At 64.9% G+C, this 23059-nt stretch carries 17 protein-coding genes; 16 read left to right on the top strand and 1 reads right to left on the bottom strand.

Going from position 1 to position 23059, the window contains the following annotated elements:
• The first annotated feature begins 258 nt into the window (after positions 1-258).
• The 8 genes from ACYVRU_RS01200 to ACYVRU_RS01165 all read left to right on the top strand — a co-directional run bounded on the left by ACYVRU_RS01200 (position 259) and on the right by ACYVRU_RS01165 (position 9751).
• Positions 259-1056, top strand: a complete 798-nt coding sequence (locus ACYVRU_RS01200; RefSeq protein ID WP_461185625.1) for an AzlC family ABC transporter permease — start codon at positions 259-261, stop codon at positions 1054-1056.
• Positions 1053-1382 (top strand): AzlD domain-containing protein, encoded by a 330-nt coding sequence (locus ACYVRU_RS01195; RefSeq protein WP_114540037.1) that lies wholly within the window; start codon positions 1053-1055, stop codon positions 1380-1382. Before ACYVRU_RS01200 ends, ACYVRU_RS01195 begins: the two co-directional genes overlap by 4 nt.
• A gap of 13 nt (positions 1383-1395) precedes the next feature.
• Complete coding sequence (locus ACYVRU_RS01190) at positions 1396-3324, top strand: ABC transporter ATP-binding protein (RefSeq protein ID WP_461185624.1); 1929 nt, start codon at positions 1396-1398, stop codon at positions 3322-3324.
• Positions 3321-5219, top strand: a complete 1899-nt coding sequence (locus ACYVRU_RS01185) for an ABC transporter ATP-binding protein (RefSeq protein ID WP_461185623.1) — start codon at positions 3321-3323, stop codon at positions 5217-5219. Before ACYVRU_RS01190 ends, ACYVRU_RS01185 begins: the two co-directional genes overlap by 4 nt.
• Positions 5220-5467: 248 nt before the next feature.
• On the top strand, positions 5468-6325 hold the full coding sequence (locus ACYVRU_RS01180; protein ID WP_223900318.1) for an HAD family hydrolase: 858 nt from the start codon (positions 5468-5470) through the stop codon (positions 6323-6325).
• 216 nt (positions 6326-6541) lie between these two features.
• Complete coding sequence (locus ACYVRU_RS01175) at positions 6542-7972, top strand: ATP-binding protein (RefSeq protein ID WP_223900319.1); 1431 nt, start codon at positions 6542-6544, stop codon at positions 7970-7972.
• Between the two features lie 228 nt (positions 7973-8200).
• Positions 8201-9091, top strand: a complete 891-nt coding sequence (locus tag ACYVRU_RS01170) for an HhH-GPD family protein (protein ID WP_461185622.1) — start codon at positions 8201-8203, stop codon at positions 9089-9091.
• An 18-nt stretch (positions 9092-9109) separates the two neighbouring features.
• A complete protein-coding gene (locus ACYVRU_RS01165; protein WP_302383284.1) occupies positions 9110-9751 on the top strand; it encodes a manganese efflux pump MntP in 642 nt (213 codons plus the stop codon).
• Positions 9752-10081: 330 nt separating this feature from the next.
• On the opposite strand, the gene ACYVRU_RS01160 is transcribed toward ACYVRU_RS01165, so the two are convergent.
• A complete protein-coding gene (locus ACYVRU_RS01160; protein WP_161128419.1) occupies positions 10082-11014 on the bottom strand; it encodes a DUF559 domain-containing protein in 933 nt (310 codons plus the stop codon).
• A 501-nt stretch (positions 11015-11515) separates the two neighbouring features.
• Between ACYVRU_RS01160 and pheA the strand changes: the two genes are divergently transcribed.
• From pheA to ACYVRU_RS01120, 8 genes are all read left to right on the top strand, one after another.
• Positions 11516-12364, top strand: a complete 849-nt coding sequence (gene pheA / locus ACYVRU_RS01155) for a prephenate dehydratase (RefSeq protein ID WP_114540044.1) — start codon at positions 11516-11518, stop codon at positions 12362-12364.
• A gap of 554 nt (positions 12365-12918) precedes the next feature.
• Positions 12919-14196, top strand: a complete 1278-nt coding sequence (locus tag ACYVRU_RS01150; protein ID WP_288220061.1) for a hydrogenase small subunit — start codon at positions 12919-12921, stop codon at positions 14194-14196.
• A 17-nt stretch (positions 14197-14213) separates the two neighbouring features.
• Complete coding sequence (locus tag ACYVRU_RS01145) at positions 14214-15887, top strand: nickel-dependent hydrogenase large subunit (RefSeq protein WP_022740096.1); 1674 nt, start codon at positions 14214-14216, stop codon at positions 15885-15887.
• 1 nt (position 15888) lies between these two features.
• Entirely contained in the window at positions 15889-16575 is a 687-nt protein-coding gene (locus ACYVRU_RS01140; RefSeq protein ID WP_114548413.1) for a cytochrome b/b6 domain-containing protein, read from the top strand.
• 354 nt (positions 16576-16929) lie between these two features.
• Positions 16930-19581 carry a YhgE/Pip domain-containing protein gene (locus ACYVRU_RS01135; protein ID WP_461185621.1) on the top strand — a complete coding sequence of 884 codons (2652 nt, stop codon included), beginning with the start codon at positions 16930-16932 and terminating at the stop codon, positions 19579-19581.
• On the top strand, positions 19574-21766 hold the full coding sequence (locus ACYVRU_RS01130; RefSeq protein WP_114548415.1) for a YhgE/Pip domain-containing protein: 2193 nt from the start codon (positions 19574-19576) through the stop codon (positions 21764-21766). Before ACYVRU_RS01135 ends, ACYVRU_RS01130 begins: the two co-directional genes overlap by 8 nt.
• A gap of 333 nt (positions 21767-22099) precedes the next feature.
• Positions 22100-22537, top strand: coding sequence for a viscotoxin-A3 (locus ACYVRU_RS01125; RefSeq protein WP_418142150.1), 438 nt, complete (start codon positions 22100-22102; stop codon positions 22535-22537).
• A gap of 9 nt (positions 22538-22546) precedes the next feature.
• A complete protein-coding gene (locus tag ACYVRU_RS01120; RefSeq protein WP_114548416.1) occupies positions 22547-23047 on the top strand; it encodes a hydrogenase maturation protease in 501 nt (166 codons plus the stop codon).
• Positions 23048-23059: the final 12 nt, after the last annotated feature.

Here is a 23059-nt window from a genome sequence, read left to right as displayed (position 1 = left end):
AGCCCGCAGCCCGAGGCGCTCTTTCGCCCGCGAGGCGGGGGCCGGGCGGCGAAAAGTCCCCTCGGGCTGCGGGTCGGAGCGCGAAAACCGCAGCCCGGCCCGCGCTTTTGACGCGCGGGGCGTAGCCGGAGGCGCGAAAATGCCAGGGGAGGGCGCAGCGCTGGGCAAAAAGCGGTGTCGGGCTGCGGATTGACGCGCGTGCTGTGAAATCGGGGGAAGGGTCTTTCAAAAATCTGCGAGTCGATTATCATAGGCGTCATGTTTTCTCGCGAGCACATACTTTCGGCGTTCTCCGCCGCCGTTCCCATCATGCTGGGCTATGTGGCCATTGGCCTTCCCTGCGGCATTTTGGGGAACACCATCGGGCTGAACCCCTTGCAGGTGGCGCTCCTGTCCATCCTTTTGTACTCGGGAGCCGGCCAGTTCATGATCCCCAACATGTTCCTCGCCGGCTCTTCGGTGGCGGCCATCACGGCATCGGTGTCCCTTGTGAACACGCGCCAGATGCTCTACGCCGCCTCCTTTGCGCCCCAGTGCGCCGACAGCCCTCGGTGGCTTTCGGCCCTGTTCGCCGCGTCGGTGACCGACGAGTCCTACGGCGTGAACACGGCGCGCTTCGCCGAGGGCAACTGGTCGGTGGACCGGGCGCTCATGGTGAACCTGTTCTCCCAGAGCTCCTGGACGATCTCGAACATCGTTGGCTGCGCGGTGGGGGCGGCCGTGGATATCCCCGTGCCCATCGCCGCCTTCGCCATGACGGCCATCTTCATCTGCCTGCTCGTCACCCAGAAGTTCACCTCCGCCAATATCGTCGCCATGATTGTGGCGATGCTCGGCGTGTACCTGTGCAAGGCGTTCGGCCTCACCGGTCCTGCCATTCTCATCGGCGCCGTCGCCGGCGTCGTGTGCGCCCTGACGTTCTCGGCGCTGGTTTCTCGCAAGAAGGGCGGATCCGGCTCCGCCTCTACGGAAGCTTGTATCCCCGTAGGGGGCGACCTTGGTCGCCCCTCCACAAGCGAGGACTCCTCGCCTGATGAGGACGGTGAGCGCCGATGAGCTGGGAGGAGTTCTGGTTCGTTCTCATCGGGTGCGTGCTGGCCATGTGGGCTTGCCGCGTCGTCCCGCTGTTTCTGCTGAAGGGCCGCGAGTTGCCCCCGCGCCTCGCCCAGGCCCTCGGCTTCATCCCGCCCGCGGCGTTCGCGGCGCTCGTGGCCAACGACCTTTTGAACCCCGGCATGTTCGATGCGGGTGTGTGGCCGGCGGCCATCCCGCTCGTGGCCGCCGTGGCATCGGCGCTCGTGGCCGTGAAGACCAAGTCGCTTCTGTGGACCGCCGTGGCCGGCGTGGCCGTCTACGCGGCGCTCGCCTTCTTCGCGGTGTAGGGGAGGGTTGGCTGTGGGCGTGATCCGGTTTCTCGGGCAGCACAAGGGGGCGGTGGCGCTCGTCATGCTGCTTCTGCTCCTGAAGGCCGGCTGCGAGCTGGCCATCCCGGTGCTCACCTCGCAGATCGTGGACGTGGGCATCGCCCAGTCGGGCGTGGAGGACCTCGACGTCCTTGCGGGCTACAAGGCCGCCGGCGTCGATCTGTTCCCCATCCAGATGGCCTACCTCCTGCGCATCGGCGGCCTCATGCTGCTCGCCGCCGCTGGCTCCATGGTGCTCGATGTGGCCGCCGGCTTCGTGTCGGCCCGCACCGGCGCCAAGATCGGCCGCGATTTGCGCCGGCGCCTGTTCGCGCGGGTGGTGGCCTTCTCCGATGCCGAGATCAACCGGTTCTCGGCGGCCTCGCTCATCACGCGCGGCACCAACGATGTCACCCTCATCCAGAACGTGTGCACCATGGTGATGCGCATGGTGCTCTACGCTCCCATCCTCGCCATCGGCGGCGTGGTCATGGTCATGGTCACCAACCCCCAGCTGGGATGGATCGTCGTGCTCGCCGTGGCCGTGGTCTTTACGGTCATCGCCGTGCTGTTCCGTTTCACGCTGCCGCGGTTCAAAATCATGCAGACGCTCATCGATCGCGTGAACCTCGTGGCCCGCGAGATGCTGAACGGCCTGTCGGTGGTGCGCGCCTTCAACCGCGAGGGCTTCGAGGAGAACCGCTTCGACGCCGCCTCGCGCAAGCTGCGGGATACCCAGCTGTTCACCAACCGCGCCATGGCCTTCATGATGCCCACCATGATGCTCGTGATGAACCTCACCTCGGTGGCCATCGTGTGGTTCGGCGCTCAGGGCGTGGCCGCGGGAACCATGCAGACCGGCGACCTCATCGCGTTCATCACCTATGCCATGGTCATCATCATGGGCTGCCTCATCATGGGGATGGTGTCCATCATGCTGCCCCGCGCCGACGTGGCCGCCCAGCGCCTGAGCGAGGTGCTCGCGACCGAGCCCACCGTTCGCGATCCCGAGGCGCCGATTCATGTGCGGTCCGATGCCGCGTCGGGCGCGCGCATCGCCTTCGACGACGTCTCCTTCCGCTACACCGACGACGGCGACCCGGCGCTCTCCCATGTGTCGTTTGTCGCCGAGCCCGGCACGACGCTCGCTATCGTGGGCCCCACGGGCTCGGGCAAATCCACCATCGTGAAGCTCATCGAGCGCTTCTACGACCCGACGGCGGGCTCGGTCACCCTTGATGGCGTCGATCTGCGCGAGCTTTCCCAGGCCGACCTGCGGGCGAACCTCGGCTACGTTCCCCAGAAGGCCTTCCTGTTCGAAGGCACCGTGGAGAGCAACATCGCCTATGGCGACGAGGGCGCCGACGAGGTGGCCATTCGCGGCGCCCTGGAAGTGGCCTGCGCTCTGGATTTCGTGGAAGCGCGCGAGGGCGGCATGCTCGCCCCCATCGCCCAGGGAGGCGACAACGTCTCCGGCGGCCAGCGCCAGCGGCTGGCCATGGCCCGCGCCCTTGTGCGGCGCCCGCGGGCCTACCTGTTCGACGACTGCTTCTCGGCGCTCGATTACGCCACGGATGCCCGCGTGCGCGCCGCGCTGCCCGCCTGGGCCGCCGGCTCCACTGTGATCCTCGTGGCCCAGCGCATCTCCACCGTGCTTGCTGCCGATCGCATCGTGGTGCTCGACGAGGGCCGCGTCGCCGGCGTGGGCACCCACCGCGAACTCATGGAAACCTGCCCCGCCTACCAAGAGATCGCCTTGTCGCAGCTTACCGAGGAAGAACTGGCTGACCCCATCCCCGTAGGGGGCGACCTCGGTCGCCCCTCGTCAAGCGAGATTGATCCGCTTGGGGAGGGCGAACCAAGGTTCGCCCCTACGGAGGGGAAGACGGAAGAAGATGCTGCCGAAGGGGGTGCGCGATGAGCGGGCATCCCTCCTTCATCCCCAAGGGCGGCGGTCACGGGCGCGGCCCCGGCGGCCACGGGCACGGCCCCGGCGGCCACGGCCCGGCGGCCCGCATGATGGGCGGCGAGAAGGCGCTGGCCTTCGGCCCCACCATGAGGCGCATGCTCTCCTTCATGGGCCAGTTCAAGGGCCGGCTTCTGCTCGTGCTCCTGTTCGCCGTGGCCTCCACCGCGTTCTCCATCGTGGGTCCGAAGGTGCTCTCCGAGGCCACCACGGTGCTCTTCGACGGCGCTGTGGCCTCTGCAGCCGGCACCGGCTCGATCGATTTCGACGCCATCGGCCGCATCCTTCTGGCGACATTGGCCCTGTACCTGCTGTCGGCGGCGTGCTCGTGGGTGCAGTCCTGGGTCATGAGCTACATCTCGCAGCAGACGTGCTACCGGCTGCGCGACGCCATTGCGAAAAAGATCGACCGCGTGCCCTTCGGATATTTCGAGAAGACCTCCACCGGCGACACCCTCTCGCGCATCACCAACGACGTGGACACCCTGGGCCAGAGCCTCAACCAGGGCATCACCCAGGCCATCACGTCGGCAGTCACGGTGGTGGGCGTGCTTGTCATGATGCTCTCCATCAACTGGATCATGACGCTCGTGGCCCTGGTCATGGTGCCGGTCTCCATGGCGCTCGTGGCGGTGGTGGTGAGGCTCTCCCAGAAGCACTTCGTGGCCCAGCAGCGCCTGCTCGGCGCGCTGAACGGCCGCGTGGAGGAGACGTTCTCGGGCCATGCCGTCGTGCGCGCCTTCGGGCGGGAGGACGAGACCGTGCGCGCCTACGAGGCCGACAACGAGGCGCTGTACAACGCCGGCTGGAAGGCGCAGTTCCTCTCTGGCCTCATGATGCCGGTGCTCGGGTTCGTGGGGAATCTGGGGTATGTGGCCGTCGCCGTCACCGGCGCGTTCTTCGCCGTGGCGGGCACTATCACGGTAGGCGACATCCAGGCCTTCGTCCAGTACGTGAAGAACTTCACGCAGCCCATCACCCAGCTGGCCCAGATCTCCAACGTGCTGCAGTCCCTGGCCGCGGCGGCCGAGCGCATCTTCGCCTTCCTCGATCTGCCCGAGGTGCCGAAAGAGGCTTCCGCCGTGGATCCCGCGGCGCTTTCCACCGACGTGGAATTCGACGGCGTGCGCTTCGGCTACGCGCCCGATGCGCCCGTCATCCGCAACTTCTCCGCTCGCGTGGCCGCCGGGCAAACCGTGGCCATCGTCGGCCCCACGGGCGCCGGCAAGACCACCATGGTGAAGCTGCTCATGCGCTTCTACGACGTGGACGCGGGCGCCATCCGTATCGGCGGCGCCGACATCCGCGAGCTTTCCCGCCCCGATGTGCGGAATCTGTTCGCCATGGTGCTGCAGGATACGTGGCTGTTCTCCGGCACCGTGCGCGAGAACATCCGCTACGGGCGGCTTAATGCCAACGATGGGGAAGTAGAGGCGGCCGCGCGCGAGGCCTGCGCCGACCATTTCATCCGCATGCTGCCCGGCGGCTACGACTTCGAGATCAACGAGGACGCGAGCAACTTGAGCCAGGGCCAGCGCCAGCTCATCACCATTGCCCGGGCCCTTCTGGCCGACCGCCGCATGCTCATTCTGGACGAGGCCACCTCCTCGGTGGACACGCGCACCGAGCTGCGCATCCAAGAGGCCATGGATCGGCTCATGGCGGGACGCACGTCCTTCGTCATCGCGCATAGGCTCTCCACCATCCGCGCGGCCGATCTCATCTTGGTTATGCGCGACGGCGACATCGTGGAGCAGGGCAGCCACGAGGAGCTGCTCGCCGCGGGCGGTTTCTACGCCGAACTGTACAACTCCCAGTTCGCCTCCTGCAACGACCGCTTCGAGGAGTAGCCTCTCCCTCCTCCCGTAACCTCTTCGTAGGCGCTGGCCCATCCGTAGGGGCAGACCTTGGTCTGCCCTCCGCAAGCGAGGCCACCGCACCTGAACAGGGACGATCATGGTCGCCCCCTACGGGAGCAGGCGCGAAGCCGTTCTTCGACGAGACGGCTCCATTCCTTCAATTCCGTAAAAGTTTCCTGCAGAAACGTCGCAGGACGGGCGGGGTCGTGCCGGGTCGGCTATCATAGGCGAGGCAAATTTTGACGAACCTGACCGCACAGCTGGAGGACGAGCGAGTGATTATGCCCCAGGCGAGCACCTATGTGAGAATTCCCGACGATGCGGCTTTTCGCGGCGAGACCGGGCCGCTTCCCGCCGGGGTGCGCCGCGTGACCCCCGACGCCTTGGGCGCCGTCCGACTCATGGACGGGCCGATTGCGCGCAACGCCGAGGGGAAAGTCCAGGTGGCGGCCTTCGATTTCGACGGCACGTGCATCCATGGCAACTCGCCGGTCATGCTCGTACGCTATCTGGTGCGCCGGCGCATGCTGTCGCCCTCGGTGGTGGCCCGCATTCTCAGCTGGGCCTTCGCCTACAAGACGCGCCTGCCCCAGAATGAGGCCTGGGTGCGGGGGCTGGTGTTCCGCGCGTTCGCGGGGCGGCCGGTCGCGGAGGTGAACGGGTTTCTGCGCGACTTCTACGACCAGGTCATCGACCGGCGTTTTCGCGCCGATGCCGAGGCCGAGATGGCGGCCCACGAGGAGGCGGGGCATGCCGTGGTGTGCGTGTCGGCCACCTTCGAGCCCATCATCGCCGCGGCCATGGAGCGCCGCCCCATCCAGTACGCCATCGCCACGCGCATGAGGGTCGACTTCCAGGGCAACTACACCGACGAGGTGGAGGGCGAGCCCATCGAGGGCCCCGAGAAGGTGGTGGTGCTCCGTCGCCTGTGCGACGAGCTGTTCGGCGCGGACGGCTGGGAGCTCGCCTGGGCCTACGGCGACCATCATTCCGATAGGGCCATGCTGGCCGCTGCAAAGAGCGCCTACGCGGTCACGCCGGATCGGCCCCTTACGCGCACGGCCAACGCCCAGGGCTACGATATCTTGGAATGGTAGGGCGCGCGAGGATAGTTGCGAAGCGGGGATGGCAGCGGTCGTGCGGCGGCAGCGGCGGTGGTGCGCGGTAGCGGGGCGCAATGGTGGCGCGGCGGCCGATAAATTTTCTCCCGCGAAATACGAAAATGCTCTTGGCAATCGTACTTATGTACGATAAAATGGCGGCAGAACACGATCGGGGCCCTGAAAGCCCCCAGCATTTGAGAGGTAACGGCCATGTTAGAGAATATCAACACATCCCCTAATTCCCGCGACGACGGCGCGGGCACTCCGGAAAACTACCTGTCCCGCGCGGTGGCCGCCTGCGAGGCCGGCGACGCGCGCCTCGGACTCCATCTGTACCTGGCCGCCTTCGAGCAGGCCGCCGAGCAAAGCGACGCCCCCTCCGAGGACGCTATCATGGGTCTCAAGCAGGCATGGCGCGTGGCCTGCTCCACCAAGGAGCGCGCTCTGGCCGAGTACATTTTCGAGCGGCTCGAGCCCTACCTGTCCGACGACGAAGTGCAGGCCTGTGTGGAGCAGCTGCAGGTGCTCGCCATGGAGCGTCTCGAGGGCATCGGTCTTTCCGGCGACGATCTCATGGAAATGACGGAGGCCCTTTCCGGCGACTTCATGGAAATGGTGGGGCCGATGATGGCCGCCGCCGTTCACGGCGAGGACGCGGCCATGGCCCAGGCCGAGGCGCTGGCGGCGCCGTCGGGGGCCGCTCCGGCGGGGGAGGAGGCCTCCCAGCCCGTCGATATCTTCTCCTATGACAGCATCTCCGGCTACGGCGCCGCCGTGGCGCGCATGCGCTCTCTGGGCGTGGGCCTGGCCGGCACTCCCGAGTTCGACGATTTCGTCGCTATGCTGAACTCCCGCCACGGGCTGGACGCCATGCCGGTCGTCGACAGCCTCCTGTTCTGCTCGCCGGCCCGGGAGGATGCGAGCCGCTTCATGCTGGCCACGGTGGGGGAGCTGGGACTACCGGCCATCCGCATGCGCATGGAGGAGACCTTCCAAGGCGTGCCCATGCTCTGCGTCAGCGCCCAGGCCACCGATGCCGAGAAGCTCGCTAGCCTGCGCCACGGCTTTGCGGGCCCGGGCATCCTGGTGCTGGAGGATCTCGATCTGTGGGGAGCGCCGGTCATCGATGCCGCCGACGATATGGCGGGCTTCTTCATGGCCGCCATGTCCCGGGGCGCGCGGGAGGCGGTGAACCTCATCCGCCAGGCGGTGGAGAACCCCGACGTCTACGTGCTGGCCTCCGCCTCGTCGCTCGAGGCCATCGATCCGTTCTTCACGGAGCTTTTGTTCCCCCTCACCTGCGTCGATATCGACTATCCCACCGCTGAGGAGCGCGCCGACATTTGGATGGATATCGCTCGCGACCATCCCTCCATCCGATCGGTGAGCCGCGACGAGCTGGTGCGCCTTTCGGCGAACCTGCCGCGCTACGACATCTACATGGCGGCCCGCGAGGCCATCGAGGAAGCCTACAAGCAGGGCCTTGTGGAGCGCCGCTACATTCCGGTGTCCCGGGAGAACCTCTTCGACAAGCTCGCCGCCTACCAGCCGCTCGATTCCGCCGAGTACGCCGAGCTCGAGCGCCTCGTCGTCTCCGACTTCTCCGCCTCCTTGGGCGATTTGAACGACTTGGTGGGATAGCCGGGCTGCGCAAGCGAATGAGAAGGAGCGAAGTCTCAGACCTCGCTCCTTTTGTCTGCGGCAAAGTGCAGCCAGGGGCGAGCGAATGGCTGCGCATTAGGGCGACGCGACGCTTTCCAGAAGGGCGGCTGTCGCGCGAATTGGTCGCGTTTTCGCTGACGCATCGTAACGTCGATCGTTGTCTTCTGGGTTGTTTGCATGGAATGCGAAAGGGAGGTGTCATTATTGATGAGCAAGGGCAATGGGCGAAACAGCTGTTGGATCGAGAAGGGCGTCTCTCTCGATGACTTCGTGGCCGCGATGCTCGCTCGCGGCGACGAGCTGTACCGCGACCTGCCCTGGCGCCACGTGGACGACCCCTACGCGGTGCTCGTCTCGGAGATCATGCTTCAGCAGACCCAGGTGGCGCGCGTCGGCCGCTTCTGGGAGCGGTTCCTGTCGGCGTTTCCCACGGTGGATGCCCTGGCGGCCGCCGCTGTGCCCGATGTGCTCGAGCTGTGGCAGGGCCTCGGTTACAACCGTCGCGCCCTGGCGCTCAAGCGCACGGCCGACAGGTGCGCCGCCGAGGGGGCCGGTCGGCTTCCGGAGACCTACGAGGGGTTGCTGGCGCTGCCCGGCATCGGTCCGGCCACAGCGGCGGGGGTGGTGGCCTTCGCCTATCAGCGGCCGGCCGTCTATCTGGAGACCAACGTGCGCTCGGTATTCTTGCACGAGCTCTTTCCCGAAGAGGAGGCCGTAAGCGACAAGGTGCTTCTGCCCCTGGTCGAGGCCGCCGCTTTCCACCCGGCTGCCGCAGCCGACCCGCGCCGCTGGTACTACGGCCTGCTCGACTACGGCGCGCATCTGAAGGCCACGGTGCCGAACCCCTCCCGGCGCAGCGCCGGCCACAGCCGCCAGTCGGCCTTCGAAGGCTCCCGCCGTCAGAAGCGGGCCTGGATCACCCGCCGCGTGCTGGCCGCCCCCGAGGGCATCTTCCGCGCGGTCGTGCTCGCTGACCTGAACGCGGCCGAGCTCGCTGCCGGTCGTCCCGAGGTGGATCCGCCGCTCTTCGATTCCATCGTCGCCGACCTCCTTACCGAGGGCTTCTTCCGCGAGGAAAACGATACGTTGACCCCCTGAGGGAAGAAAGGGTTCGCTGTGGGTTTCATCGAGTTGTTCCTGACGGGTGTCGGGCTTTCCATGGACGCCTTCGCCGTGGCCATCTGCAAAGGTCTCGGCATGCGGAAGATACGTTGGCGCGATGCGCTGGTGATCGCCCTGTTCTTTGGCGGCTTTCAGGCGCTCATGCCGCTTATCGGTTGGGCGGCAGGCTCGCTGTTCGCCAGCACCATCACCGCCGTCGACCACTGGATTGCTTTCGGGCTTCTCGCCTTCATCGGCGGCAAGATGCTCTGGGACGCCTTCCACGAGGAGGACTCCCCGTGCGTGTGCGGGCGCGATTGCGCGACGTGCCCGCGCCGCGGAGGCGCCGATTGCGACGATCCCGAGGCGGCGCGGCAGGCGCCGATCGCCCCGCCCCTCGATTATCGCGAGCTTGTCATGCTCGCCATTGCCACGAGCATCGACGCTTTGGCCGTGGGCATCACCTTCGCCTTCCTCGGTGTGAGCATCTGGGTCGCCATCGCGATCATCGGTGTCACCACTTTCGTGCTGTCGCTTGTCGGCGTCGTGGTCGGCAACCAGTTCGGCTCGCGTTTCGAGAAGCCCGCCACCATCGCCGGCGGCATCGTCCTCATCCTCATCGGTCTGAAAATCCTCATCGAGCACCTCGCCGGCTAACGCGTCCCTGCGTGTCGCGGCCCTAGCCGACCGGTGCGCTCTCGCAGCCGTCCGATCCCCGCAGTCGCCCAATTGCCCTCACCAGCCGACGCGTCCGATCCTGCACTTTTTAAAATCCGCAGGTGAATGCCGCTTCGACTCCGAAATGGTCGACTTGCTGAGGGGAAATCCCTCGAAAATGCCACTTTAACCTAGAAATGGCCAGAAAGATAGGAGGGGGATGAGCCATTTCGGGGTCGAAGTGGCATCTACCTGCCATGTTTCCGATACGTACCCGCTTGCATTCGTTCTCGGCGATTGACGCGATGCATACTTGTCGAATTCCGAAACTTACCTCCAGAACTCCGCAATCGAATCGGGTGCAAGAAGCAACCTGCGAAGCTGCATTCGGCTATCTCGGCAATGCGCCGTCTCCGGACGGCTTCGCACGCCAAGTTCACGGCGGACGTTATCTGCGAATTGGGAAAACAGTGCGGCGGAAGAAACGATGGAACGATTGGCGATCATGACGCGATAGCCGATGGACTCGAGATCGTTACGCCTCCGGGCGTCATGCTCTGTCTTTTTCGGCGTGCTGTGGTGCTTGAAGCTGTCGTATTCGACGATGAGCTGCTTGTCGGGCCAGAATAAATCCGGGTAGAAATTGTGCTGGGCGACAAGGTGCGCTTCGCGGGACTTGGGCGCGATCGGTTGGTTGGCAACGGGCTTGGGGAGGCCGTAGCCTCCAAGCTTGCGGGGCAGGCAGAGAAACAGGTAGAGAATGGTCTCATAGGGGGAGCCTAGGTGGTCGATGGCGAGATCGATGGCCCTGAGCGCCTTCGATGCTCCACGAATTTGTTGATGAGCGTGAAGGAACGCACGCATCTCTCGCAACGATGTGAGCGGTACTGCCGAGGTGACAACGTCTTCGGGTTTGGAGGCGAAGCGGTAGTTGCCGCTCAGGGCGCATGCGAGCTCAGTGAGTTGCGCGAGAGGCAGCTCGCCGGCGAACTGCGCCAGGCACATTGCCGGTGAAACTGTGGCAAGCTTAGGGGCAATTCCCCATACCGTGCCTTTGTTGCCGAGTTGGCGATCGATGTGGGAAACGCAGCGCAAGACGCGGCAGCGCTCGGATGGAGACCCGACGGCAATGTGAAGCGGTTCGGTGAAGAAGCTTCCTCGATTCAGCCAGAAATCAACGTCCTTCGCCGCAACGCCGACGGCGCCCTTCTTGGACTTGAGCGTCCGGTCGTAGCATGTGGGCGCAGCATTGGTTTCGGCCATATGTGACCATAGTTCAAGGGAGCTTTTATGTGCTAGCGTGCATTCCATGAGCCCACGATACCAGGTCTCAATTCCGTGTCAATACGATTTGAAATAATGTGCAAAACTCTTGGTAAATCGGGAATTTAACGAGACATCAATGCGGTTTCAACGCGAATTTGGCGAGAATGAGAGTAGACGAGATGACGAAAGAGTGGAAAGTCGTTTCGAGATGGTGGATAACGTACCCTGAAGGATGCTTTGCCGGAAAAGCATCCCGGAAACGCTTTGTTGATGCTGTCGTGTTCGCCCAAGGCTCAGCAACCGAAGAGCACGTGAAAGAGATCGGAACGGGGCTGTTTCAAAGCCGTTCGGGCGCCGACGCGCTATGATGATCGCAGACAACACGCGACGTCGCGTTCTGGCATGCAGCATCGCGAGCGACGTGCGACGCGGCTCGCGATTAGTGGCGCAGTGATTGGCGCGCGACATCGCAAATGACGCACAACAGATTGGTTTAACATGAGCTACGAGAACTCCATCGCTTTTTTGGGTCCTGCCGGAACGTACTGCAACGAAGCGGCTTTGCGTTTCGCCGCCCGTCTCGGCATCGACGACCCCGATCTGGTGGAGTGCGCTTCTTTCGACGAGGTTTTCGATTGCGTCGACGATGGGACGGTGCGCTTCGGCGTCGTCGGCAAGGAGAATTCGCTGGAAGGTCCCGTCACGGCGACGCTCGACAACTTCGCCTTCCGCACCGACTCGGTTATCCTGGCCGAGGAGGTGATCGATGTGCGCCATTGTCTGGCGATGCATCCCGAGGCCGCTCGATCCGACATTCGCAGGATCGCCTCCCATCCGCAGGGCATCGCGCAGTGCCGCCGCTTTCTGGCGGAGCATTTTAAGGGCGTTTCAACGCTTTCCGTGGCCTCAACGGCCGAAAGCGCGCGGATGGCGGCCGGCGATCCTGCCACGGCGGGTATCTGCAACCCCCTTGCCGCTCGGTTGCACGGCGCGCGCGTGGTCGCGGAGTCGATACAGGACAACCCCGAGAACCAGACCGCTTTCGCATTGGTGGGTCGCCTGGTCGATGCCGAGCTTTTGCGGGGTTCGCGCTACAAGACGTCGCTGGCGCTCTTTTTGCGCGCGGACAAGCCCGGTGCCCTACAGATGATTCTTTCCGAATTCGCCTACGCGGGCATCAACCTGACGATGCTGCAGTCGCGTCCGACAAAAAAGCAGCTGGGAGATTACATGTTCTTCGTTGAGCTTGACGGGTCAATGCATGATATCGACGTTCAGACTGCCCTCGATTGCCTGCGGCTGAAGTTGCGTGAGGTTAAGGTGTTCGGTAGCTATCCGGTGGAGTAGCGGCCGTTCCCTGCTCTCTGTTTCGAGCAAGTGGTCGGTAGATGCCACTTCGACCCCGAAATGGACGGGAGCCCACCTTCCTTTTTGGCCATTTCTAGGTCGAAGTGGCATTTTCGCGTGCTTTTTCTTTGGCCCGTCGACCATTTCTGGGTCGAAGTGGCATCTACGCGGCAAATACCGAAGACGAGAGAGCGGGCGACCCGCGATTCTTTCGTGCGGCAAAGCGGAGTTGCGGCTGAGGGCGCTATCGCAAGCGGCATGTGTTGGTCGCGCAGGCGTTTGCCGCCGCTGGCGAATTCGGGCACGCAAGCGGATTGCGGCCGACAGCTCGCCAGGGCCGCGCGAGCAGGGCCTTCCCGCCGACGGCGCAAATCGGGCGCGAACGGCGCGGCGCCGAAAATGCCTTGTTACCAGCAGGGGAGCGCGTAACATTTTCTCGCCGCTGGTAGATGATTTGACCGTTTGTGACCCATTGTGCAGCTTTTGTGGCGATCGAACGGATAATCTAACCCCTGCATGTAAGAGAGACGAGACACCTATAAGGAGGTGTACGCATGGAAAATCAGGCAACGATGTCAGACTTTGACAGCATCCTTGCCTCGCGTGGCGTTACCCGCCGCAGCTTCATGAAGCTGTGCGCCGGCATCGCCGCCGCAGCCGGGCTCTCCCAGCTCGCGGTTCCGCGCGTGGCGCAAGCTCTGGAAGAGTCTGTTATCGGCGCGACGTCCGGCAACCTGTATCCGGTCATCTGGATCGAGGGTGCTTCCTGCACCGGTTGCACGGAGTCCTTCGCCCAGGTGGAGACTCCCGATGTCGCATCGGTCGTGCTCGACATGATCTCCCTGAACTACTCGGAGACCCTGTCGGCCGCCGCTGGCCACTCCATGGAGGAGGCCAAGGCCCAGACCATCGCGGCAGGCAACTACATTCTCATCTACGAGGGCGCCGTGCTCGAGGCCTTCGACGGCAACGCCCTGCGCGTGGCCGGCGAGACCGGCATCACGGCCCTTGTGGAGGCTGCCGAGTCGGCCAACGCCGTTGTGGCGGTCGGCTCCTGTGCCGTGAACGGCGGCTGGATGGCCGCTGCCCCCAACCCGGCCCAGGCCCTTGGCGTCCAGCAGTACCTGAAGAAGGTCGGCGTCGCCACGCCGGTCGTCAACGTCCCGGGCTGCCCCGTGAACCCCGAGTGGGTCATGTCTGTGCTCGTGGACGTCGTGGTCATGAAGGACATGGATCTGCTGGTGAACCGTCTGAACGAGTTCAGCATGCCGGGCGATCTGTTCAACCAGACCATCCATGACAACTGCGAGCGCCGCGGTCACTTCGAGAACGGCGAGTTCGTCTACGAATTCGGCTCGAAGGAAGAGGAGATGGGCTACTGCCTGTATCCCGTCGGCTGCAAAGGCCCGCAGACTCGCGCCCTGTGCGGCGTCACGCTGTGGAACAACCGCCGCAGCTGGTGCGTGCAGTCTGGCGCCCCCTGCATCGGCTGCTGCGAGGCCAACCCGAACAACCCGGGCGACAACTGGGCCGAGGTGAACACCCCGTTCTACAAGCGCATGCGCGACCTGCGCATCGGTCCTCTGAGCCTGCAGCCCACCACCATCGCCGTGACCATCACCGGCATCGTGGCGGCGGCGCTCGTGGTGCACGGCTTCGGCATGAAGCTCTCCGGCCGCATGGACGGCGGCGCTCCGTTCGAGAAGATCCGCAAGTGGGATGCCAAGCATCCCGACCAGGAGATCGGCACCTACGCCGACCCGGTCGCCGGCGGCCCGGTTCTCGACGACGAGCTGTTGCATAAGAACGCCGATCCCCGCAACAACGATTAAGAAGGAGGTGAGCTGACTTGACACGTTCTGTTATTGATCCCATTACCCGTATCGAGGGCCATCTCCGCGTCGAGATGGAGGTCGAGAACGGCGTGGTCGCCGACGCCTGGGTGTCCGGCGGCTGCTTCCGCGGCATGGAGCTCGTCGTGCAGAACCGCACCCCCGAGGATGCGGCCCAAATCGTCGAGCGCATCTGCGGCGTGTGCCCCGTTTCGCACGCGCATGCCTCCTCGATCGCCGGTGACAAGGCCTATGGCATCACCATTTCGAACAACGCCCGCATCGTGCGCAACCTGCTGGAGGGCGCTCAGTTCCTGCACAGCCATATCCTGTGGCTGTACAACCTGGCGGCTCTCGATTACGTGAACCCGCTGAATGCGCTTCAGGCCAACGTCGACGACGCCTACGCCGTGGCCCTGGAGAACGGCCTGGCGCTGCACTCCGACCTCAACCAGCTCTACGAGAAGCTGGCGGCCTTTGCCGACAACGGCCAGCTGTCCATCTTCTCGGGCAACTGGTTCGACGCCGACGGCGGCGAGGCCTACGTCGACAACCCTGAGGCGAACCTGATCCTCACCTCCCATTACCTGGAGGCCCTGAAGATGCAGGCCCGCTCCTCCGAGATGGCGGCGCTGCTCGGCGGCAAGATGCCCCACGTCATGACCTCCATTCCCGGCGGCAACATGTGGGTGCCCACCGAGAGCAAGCTCGACGATCTGCTCGCCATGGCCACCGAGGTCCGCGACTGGGTCAACGACACCGTCCTCGCCGACACCGTGATGCTCGCCAAGCTCTATCCCGAGGTGCTCACCTTCGGCAAGGGCTGCGGCCGCTACATCGCCTGGGGCGTCTTTGAAGGCCCCGACTGGCCCTACGGCGACAACTACACCGAGCAGATGCTCAACCGCTACCTGCCCATGGCCGTCCTGGACGAGCAGTTCCAGGCGTCGGACGTGCAGGAGAACCTCATCACCGAGTACATGGGCCGTTCCTGGTACAAGGGCAGCGAGACCTACACCTCGCCGTACTTCGTCACCGATCCGGACTTCACCGAGTACAACGTCGACGACCGCTACAGCTGGGTGAAGGCCCCCGCCTACGACGGCAAGCCCATGGAGGCCGGCTCCATGGCCCGCATCTTCGCGGCCTACGTGCGCGGCGTGCCCTTCATCAAGGAGCAGGTCGACGCCGTTCTCGGCATCCTCGGCGCCAAGCCGGGCGACCTGGCCGCCTTCCAGTCCACCCTGGGACGCACCGCCATCCGCCAGATCGAGACCATCTACATCGCCAACCTCATGGTGGAATGGGTCAACGAGCTCGCCGAGGCCATTAAGGGCGGCGACTCCGAGTACTTCCGCGAGCCTGCCCGTCTCACCGGCGAGGGCACGGGCTTCTGGGAGGCCCCCCGCGGCGCGCTCTACCACTCCGAGAAGGTGGTCGACGGTAAGATCGAGGGCTACCAGATCATCATCCCGTCCACGTGGAACCTGGCTCCCATCAACGGCGACGGCGAGCACGGCCCGCTCGAGCAGGCGCTCATCGGCGTTCCGGTGGCCGACATCGAGAAGCCCATCAACGCCCTGCGCACGGTTCACTCCTTCGACCCCTGCACCGCTTGCGCCGTGCATGTCACGGAGCGCGGTACCGGCAAGCACTTCGAGACCGTCACCAGCCCTTGGGGGGTGAAGTAAGATGGCCCATCTCGCTCACTACAAAGAGGCCCACCCTCTTATCTTCGTGGTGACCCACTGGATCAACCTGATCGCCATGGTCATGCTCATCCTGTCGGGCATCATCATCCACTTCCCGGTGCTGCCGTTCCTCACGGGCATCGCCCGCGGCTGCCATCTGTTCTTCGGTTTCGTGCTGTTCATCAACTGCGTGGCCCGCGTCATCATGGCCTTCTTCGTGAAGACCGCGCCGACCGGCGGCACGCGCCAGCAGGTGACCGACTTCAAGACCTGGCTGCCCCAGAAGGACAACCGTCATCAGGCCCTGGAGTGGATCAAGTACTACCTGTTCCTGAAGAAGGATCATCCCCTGGGCGCCAAGCTCGGCGTGCCGCAGAAGATCAGCTACCTCTTGATCCCGATCCTCATCGTGCTGATGTTCTGGACGGGGCTCTGCCTGTGGGGCGTGACCATGAACGTGCCCGTGTTCGCCGCGACGACGAACCTCGTGGGCGGTCTCATGTCCATGCGCATCATCCACTACTTCGGCATGTACGTGTTCATCATCTTCATGTTCATCCATATCTACCTGGCCAATGTTGAGGGCTTCGCCCCCACCAAGCTCATGTTCATTCGCAAGGAGCATGGCGGCCTGGTGTACGACCCCGACCTGCACAACATCGTTGGGGAGGACGCCGACCTCCACTAAGGGTCGCGCGCGCCGAAGTCGAAAGGGCGGTCTCGCAAGGGGCCGCCCTTTTTGTTGCGAGTCTTCCATTGGCGGGCCACGGGGTAGTGCTCAGTCGCTCAGACAGTCCTCGCTTTGGAGAACAGGACATTGAGTCCTGTTCTCGTCGCTGCGGAACTCGCTTGGTGAGCACCACCCCGTGTCCCTTTGCAAGTTAAACGCAATCGAGTGCAAGTTAAGAGGAGACGCAGCCGAGATAGTTGCTTGACCAAACGTTCCGAACCGTCAACAAGAGGAAGCAAACTTGCCGGGGTTGCGTTATGATTAACGGCAACTCTGTACACTTACCGACTGCAGGCGGAAAGGACCCGTTTCGTGCGGAATGTTCTGAAGATACTCAAGCGCGATCTTCTGCGTCTTTTGAAAACGCCGCAGGCGCTCGTGGTCGTGTTCGCCCTCATGGTGATTCCCTCGCTGTACACCTGGTACAACGTCATCGGGTTCTGGAACCCCTACGACAACACCGGCAACCTCACGGTCTGCGTGGTGAACCAGGACGCGGGCGGTTCCTCCGAGCTCACCGGCGAGCTGAACGTGGGGGAGCGCATCGTGGACCAGCTGCATGAGAACAACCAGCTGCACTGGGAATTCACCGACTACGACGCGGCCATGAACGAGCTGAAGAGCGGACGCGCCTACGCGGCCTATGTCATCCCCGAGCATTTCACCGCCGATCTGCTCACCATCACCACCGGAAGCTTCACGCAGCCCAAGATCGAGTACTACGTGAACGAGAAATCGGGCCCGGTGGCGCCCAAGATCACCGACACGGGCGCCACAACCTTGGACGAGACCATCAACTCCACCTTCGTCGCCACCGTAAGCGACGTGGTCGTCAAGACCATCGACGAGAAGGTGAACGAGGGGCGCGAGAGCACCAAGGAGATGCAGTCGAAGGCCGCGCAGAAGATATCGGAGGCCGTCGCCGCCACCGGCGAGGTGCGCCGCGTGCTCGCCGATTTGGGGGATGCGTCGAAGGCGGCCAAGGACAAGGCTGCCTCGGCCAAAGAGACGCTCTCCGAAGCGAGTGCCGGCATCGACGCGGCCGATAAGTCCTTAGGCCAGATGGGGGAGACCGCGACGGCCATGCAGAAGACCTTGAGCGACTTCTCCGCCTTCGCGCTGCCGGCCGTCACCGCCGGCCTCGACGACATCACCCAGGCGTCGAACGACGCCACCTCGGCCGCCGCGCGCCTCACCGCCGCCTTCGGCGAGGCCCAGGGAGGCATCCAGGCGGCGCTGGCCCAGGGAAGCGCCGCCGTGCAGGAGAGCGGCCAGCTGGCGTCCTCTGTGCGCGCGGCGGCGGGCTCCCTTCCCGCCGGCAGCAGCGAGCGCGCCGCCCTGGAGGCTCTGGCCGACTCCCTGGACGAGCGGACCCGGGCGGCCTCGACGGCCCTGGACGCGCTGACGGTCGCCAACGACCGCGCGCAGTCCTCGGCGGCCGCGCTCTCCGACGCGGCATCGGCCCTTGATGGCGCGGTGCGCCAGGCGACCAGCGGCGCGTCGGCCTATTCCACGACGTTGTTCGGCACCACGCTACCCGCCGTGAACGACGCGCTGGACGCGCTGGCCGAAACTTCGTCGGCCCTTTCCGGGGCCCTTGAGACCCAGCGGCTCCTCGTGGCCCAGACCGGGCTCGTCATCGACCAGCTGGATGCCACCATGGACACGGCCGCCTCAACGGTGGCCGAGACCGACCGGCTCTTCGCCGGCCTGGAAAGCGAGCTGGGCATCGTCTACAACGACGTGCTCGCCTTCGGCACCCCCGACGCGCTTTCCCGGCTCGTAGGCGAGGGCGGTCTTGACGCCGACAAGATCGCGGCGTTCATGGCGTCGCCCACCGAGGTGGTCACCGAGCAGCTCTATCCGCTGAACGCCTACGGCAGCGCCATGGCGCCCTTGTTCATGAACCTCACGTTCTGGATCGGCGCCTTCATGCTGCTCGTTATCATGCGCCAGGAGGCGGACGGCGAGGGCATCCCCGGCCTGACCCTGGCCCAGCGCTATTGGGGCCGGTATTTGTTCCTTGCGGCCATCGCCATGATGCAGGCGGTCATCTGCTGTGTCGGGGTGCTCGCGCTCGGCGTGCAAACCGTCTCGGCGCCGGCGCTCATCTTCGCCGCGGCGCTGGCGTCGCTTGCCTACCTCTCCATCATCTACGCCTTCTCCGTCACGCTGCAGCATATCGGCAAGGGCATCTGCGTCGTTCTCGTGTTCGCCCAGATCCCCGGCGCCACGGGCCTCTATCCGATTGAGATGACCTCGCCGTTCTTCCAATCCATCTACCCGCTGTTCCCCTTCACCTACGGCATCGGGGCCATGCGCGAGGCCATCTGCGGCTTCTACGGCGGCCAGTACGTCTCCGACCTGCTCGTGCTAGCGCTGTTCCTCGTGCTGTTCATGGCGCTCGGGCTCCTCATCCGCCCCCTCATGGCGAACGTGAACCGCATGGTGGCCCGCCAGGTGCGCGACGGCGGCCTGTTCAACGGCGAGGACGTCGACATCCCCGTGCGCCCCTACCGCATCTCCCAGATCATGCGGGCGCTCTCCGACAAGGACACCTACGCCACGGCCTTGCAGCAGCGCTACGCGACGTTCAACCGCTGGTATCCGCGGCTCATGAAGGGCGCGCTCGTTTTGGGCGTGGCGGTGCCGGTGGTCCTTGCGGTCATCTTCGCCCTGACGCCGACTGAGAAGGTGTGGCTGCTCACGGGCTGGCTCATTTGGATCATCGTCATTTTCGTGGCGCTCGTGGTCATCGAGAGCCTGCGCTTCAGCTTCGAGCGGCAGCTGAAGCTGGAGAGCCTCTCCGACGCGAGCCTGATCGACCTGTACGGCGCCACGGCGGACGTGGAGCGAGCCGCCTGCATGGATGCGCGCGACGCGGGCTTCGGCGATCGGGAGCGCGCGTGCGCTCGCGATGCCGCGCGCGACGGTGCGGAAGGGGAGGAGGCCCGTCATGAATAACGTCTGGCGCCTGTTCCGCTTCGATCTGGGCCGCTTGAAGGCCAACGTCATGTCCATCATCATCACGCTGGGCCTCGTTCTCGTGCCCTCGCTGTTCGCCTGGTACAACATCATCGCCTGCTGGAACGTCTTCGACAACACGGGCAACCTCACGGTGGCCGTGGCCAACACCGACGAGGGCTACCAGAGCGACCTCATCCCGCTGCGCATCAACATCGGCGACCAGGTCGTCTCCGCCCTGCGGGCCAACGACCAGATAGACTGGCAGTTTACCGACGAGAATGACGCCATCGACGGCGCGAAGTCGGGGCGCTACTACGCCGCCGTGGTGATTCCGAAGAGCTTCAGCCGCGACATGCTCACCTTCTACACGGGCGACGCCGGCCATGCCGATATCGTCTACTACGCCAACGAGAAGAAGAGCGCCATCGCGCCGAAGATCACCGACCAGGGAGCCGATTCGGTGTCCTACCAGGTGAACGCCGTGTTCGCCCAGACGCTCTCGGAGGTGTCGCTCTCGCTGGCCGAATCGCTTTCCAGCTTCGCCGACGAGGACGACTGGGACGGCCGCATCGCGGTGGTGGCCGACCATGTGCGCGAGATGGCCGACGCCTTCGACGACGCGTCCGGGGTGCTTTCGCTCTACGGCTCGCTGGCTCGCTCCTGCGAGGATCTCTCGCGCCATTCGGCCGACCTGGCCACCCAGGCCTCCACGGCCCTGGACGAGACGCTGTCCGCCGCGACGGGGCGGGCCGACGCGGTGCCGGCCACGGTGGACGCTCTGAAGGGCTCGGCGGATACGCTCAAGAGCTCGCTGGCCGACAGCGCCGCCGCCTTCGGGGCGGTATCCGATTCCGTCGACGCGCTGTTCGATGCGGCCTCCGGGGACAGTAAGGACATTGCCGGCGACTTGCGCGCCCAGGCCGACGCGCTTGCGTCCCATGCGACGGTGTACCGCCAGGTGGCCGACAGCTTGGAAGGCGCCGCTCCGTCGCTGCCCGAGAGCCTCCGGCCCCAAGTGACCGCCTTGGCCGGCCGCGCGAGGGCGGTGGCGTCCCAGGCGGATTCCATGGCCGCGAGCCTGCGGACGGCCGCCGATAAGCTGGAGGCGGGCGACACCGATCTTTCCGCCGAGCGCGATGCCGCGAAGGCCAAGGCGGCCGAGGCCGCCGCCTCCGTCAATTCCATCAAGGACGATTACGAGGCGCATGTGGCGCCGGGGCTCGCCTCGCTGGCAGAGCAGGCCGCCTCCATGGCCGATGCGCTCTCCGGCGTTTCCGACGACCTGAAGGGCGTCGGCGGCGAGCTGTCCTCCTCGGCCACCTCGGCGGCCGATGTCATGGCCGGCACCGCCGATAAGATCGCCGAGACCACCGAGAAGCTCAAAGGCGTCTCCTCGGGGCTGCGGGAGATGGCCTCCGATATCGACGGCGCCATCGCCTCGGGCGACCGCGACGCCCTGCGCGCGGTGCTCGGCTCCGACGTGTCGGCCCTTTCGAAGGCGCTGGCGAGCCCCGTGGGCGTCGAGCGCATCGCGGTCTTCCCGGTGGAGAACTTCGGCAGCGCCATGGCGCCGCTCTACACGACGCTGGCCCTCTTCATCGGGTCGCTTCTCATTCTCGTGGTGTTCAAGCCGAAGGCGGACCTACGCATCCAGAAGGAGGCGGGGCTTGTGAACCCGAAGCCGCGGCAGCTGTTCTTCGGCCGCTTCGCCGTCATGGCCGTGGTGTCGCTGGCCCAATCGACGGTCATGGCGCTGGGCAATCTGTTCTTCCTCGACGTGCAGGTGACCTCGCCATGGCTGTTCATGGTGTGCTTCTGGGGCGCGGGCCTTGTGTTCACGTTCATCATCTACGCGCTGGTGGTGTCCTTCGCCAACCTCGGCAAGGCCATCGCGGTGCTTCTGCTCATCGTGCAGGTGACCGGCTGCGGCGGCTCGTTCCCGCTGCAGATCATGCCCGATTTCGTGCAGGCCCTCTCTCCCTGGCTTCCCGCCACCCACGTGGTGAACGCCATGCGAAGCGCCATGATGGGCACCTACGGCGGCGACTTCTGGGCTCAGATGGGCGCACTCGCCCTGTTCCTCATCCCGGCGGCGCTCTTGGGCCTGGTGCTCCGCAAGCCCCTAGAGAAGTTCATGGAATGGTACGTGGAAAAGGTGGAGAGCTCGAAGCTCATCAGCTAGCGCGCGCTGCGCGACCGAAGCGACCCCCATTCCTCATTCTTCCCTTTTTTGGCAGTGAATGCCACTTCGACCCCGAAATGGCAAGCCAAATGCCAGTTGAAGGGCGAAATGGTCGAAAAAACTCTGGTATGTCGCCGAAAAATCGACCATTTCGGGGTTGAAGTGGCATTTATCCCCGAAAATTGGAAAACGAGAGATGAGACGGTCTTGTTGAATACAGCTGGAACCCGGATAGGATGCCCTGGCAATGATAAGGCGGGATTGGAAATAACGGCGAGCGCACGGAGGGGCCACCCGACGTGCCGCCGATCAACGAGAGGAAAGATGGACGACATGGGCGAGCCATTGACCGACGAGCAGATTGCCGAAGAGGAGAAGTTTCTCGCGGGTTTGCCGCGGGTGAACCTGGGGGCGCTGTTTTTGGCGCCTGTGTGGGGGCCGGCCCATGGGATGTGGGCGGCGTTCCTCTTCTTCGTCGCGTGGCTGTTCGCGGACAACGTGATTTACGCGGCCACGGTGGAGCCGACGGTGATGAACGTGGTGCTGGCCGTGCTCATGGCCGCGGGCTTGGTGGCCGCTACCGTGGTGTTCGCCATTGTGGCCCAGCCTTTCGCGGCGCACCGGACCGAGAACATGGGGGTGAGCCGCGAGACCTACCTGCGGCGGGAGCGCATCTGGGCCGTTGTTGGCGCGATCATCGCCGTGGCCATCGTGGCGTTTGCCACCTGGTACAATTTGGATCTGCGCCCGACGCTGGATACCTGGGCCTAAGGAGGCAGCATGGAAGCGAGCGAGCGCACGGCGGCGGTGTTCTTCGTCGGGAACCGGCTCATGCTGGACGACGGGGTGGGCCCGGCGGCCTACGACGAGATACTTGCCGGCTATGACATCCCCGAGAACGTGACGCTGGTGGACGTCGGCTGCATGTCGCTGGACATGCTGCCCTACGTGGAGCGTTGCGATGTCATCCTCACGGTGGACGCCGTGGACGGCACGGGCGACGCGCCGGGCACGGTGTACCGTTTCGAGCCGGATGCCATGGCGCGCCACTCGGGCCCCGAGGCGTCGCTGCACGATTTGAAGCTCGTCGATTTGTTCGATGCCGCCTCGCTCATGGGATACGAGGCCGAGGGCTTCTGCCTGGGCATGCAGGTGGGCAATCCCTCCCCGGAGCAGTTCGTTGTGGGGCTCACCCCCGAATGCGCCGCCGCCCTGCCCCTGCTGGTGGAAACCGTCGTGGCCGAGCTGCACCGCCGCGGCTTCCCCTTGCAGAAGAAATAGAAGGGGCGACCA

It is taken from the genome of Adlercreutzia sp. CNCM I-6216 (assembly GCF_977113345.1).
Note: the sequence above shows the minus strand (reverse complement) of the source record. Positions and strands in the feature narration are given on the sequence as shown.

Coding starts and splice junctions, on each gene's coding strand:
- ACYVRU_RS01130 (WP_114548415.1), top strand. CDS start 19,574: ATGAATAACGTCTGGCGCCTGTTCCGCTTCGATCTGGGCCGCTTGAAG.
- ACYVRU_RS01200 (WP_461185625.1), top strand. CDS start 259: ATGTTTTCTCGCGAGCACATACTTTCGGCGTTCTCCGCCGCCGTTCCC.
- ACYVRU_RS01120 (WP_114548416.1), top strand. CDS start 22,547: ATGGAAGCGAGCGAGCGCACGGCGGCGGTGTTCTTCGTCGGGAACCGG.
- ACYVRU_RS01125 (WP_418142150.1), top strand. CDS start 22,100: ATGGGCGAGCCATTGACCGACGAGCAGATTGCCGAAGAGGAGAAGTTT.
- ACYVRU_RS01160 (WP_161128419.1), bottom strand. CDS start 11,014: ATGGCCGAAACCAATGCTGCGCCCACATGCTACGACCGGACGCTCAAG.
- ACYVRU_RS01150 (WP_288220061.1), top strand. CDS start 12,919: ATGGAAAATCAGGCAACGATGTCAGACTTTGACAGCATCCTTGCCTCG.
- ACYVRU_RS01195 (WP_114540037.1), top strand. CDS start 1,053: ATGAGCTGGGAGGAGTTCTGGTTCGTTCTCATCGGGTGCGTGCTGGCC.
- ACYVRU_RS01170 (WP_461185622.1), top strand. CDS start 8,201: ATGAGCAAGGGCAATGGGCGAAACAGCTGTTGGATCGAGAAGGGCGTC.
- ACYVRU_RS01175 (WP_223900319.1), top strand. CDS start 6,542: ATGTTAGAGAATATCAACACATCCCCTAATTCCCGCGACGACGGCGCG.
- ACYVRU_RS01140 (WP_114548413.1), top strand. CDS start 15,889: ATGGCCCATCTCGCTCACTACAAAGAGGCCCACCCTCTTATCTTCGTG.
- ACYVRU_RS01185 (WP_461185623.1), top strand. CDS start 3,321: ATGAGCGGGCATCCCTCCTTCATCCCCAAGGGCGGCGGTCACGGGCGC.
- pheA (WP_114540044.1), top strand. CDS start 11,516: ATGAGCTACGAGAACTCCATCGCTTTTTTGGGTCCTGCCGGAACGTAC.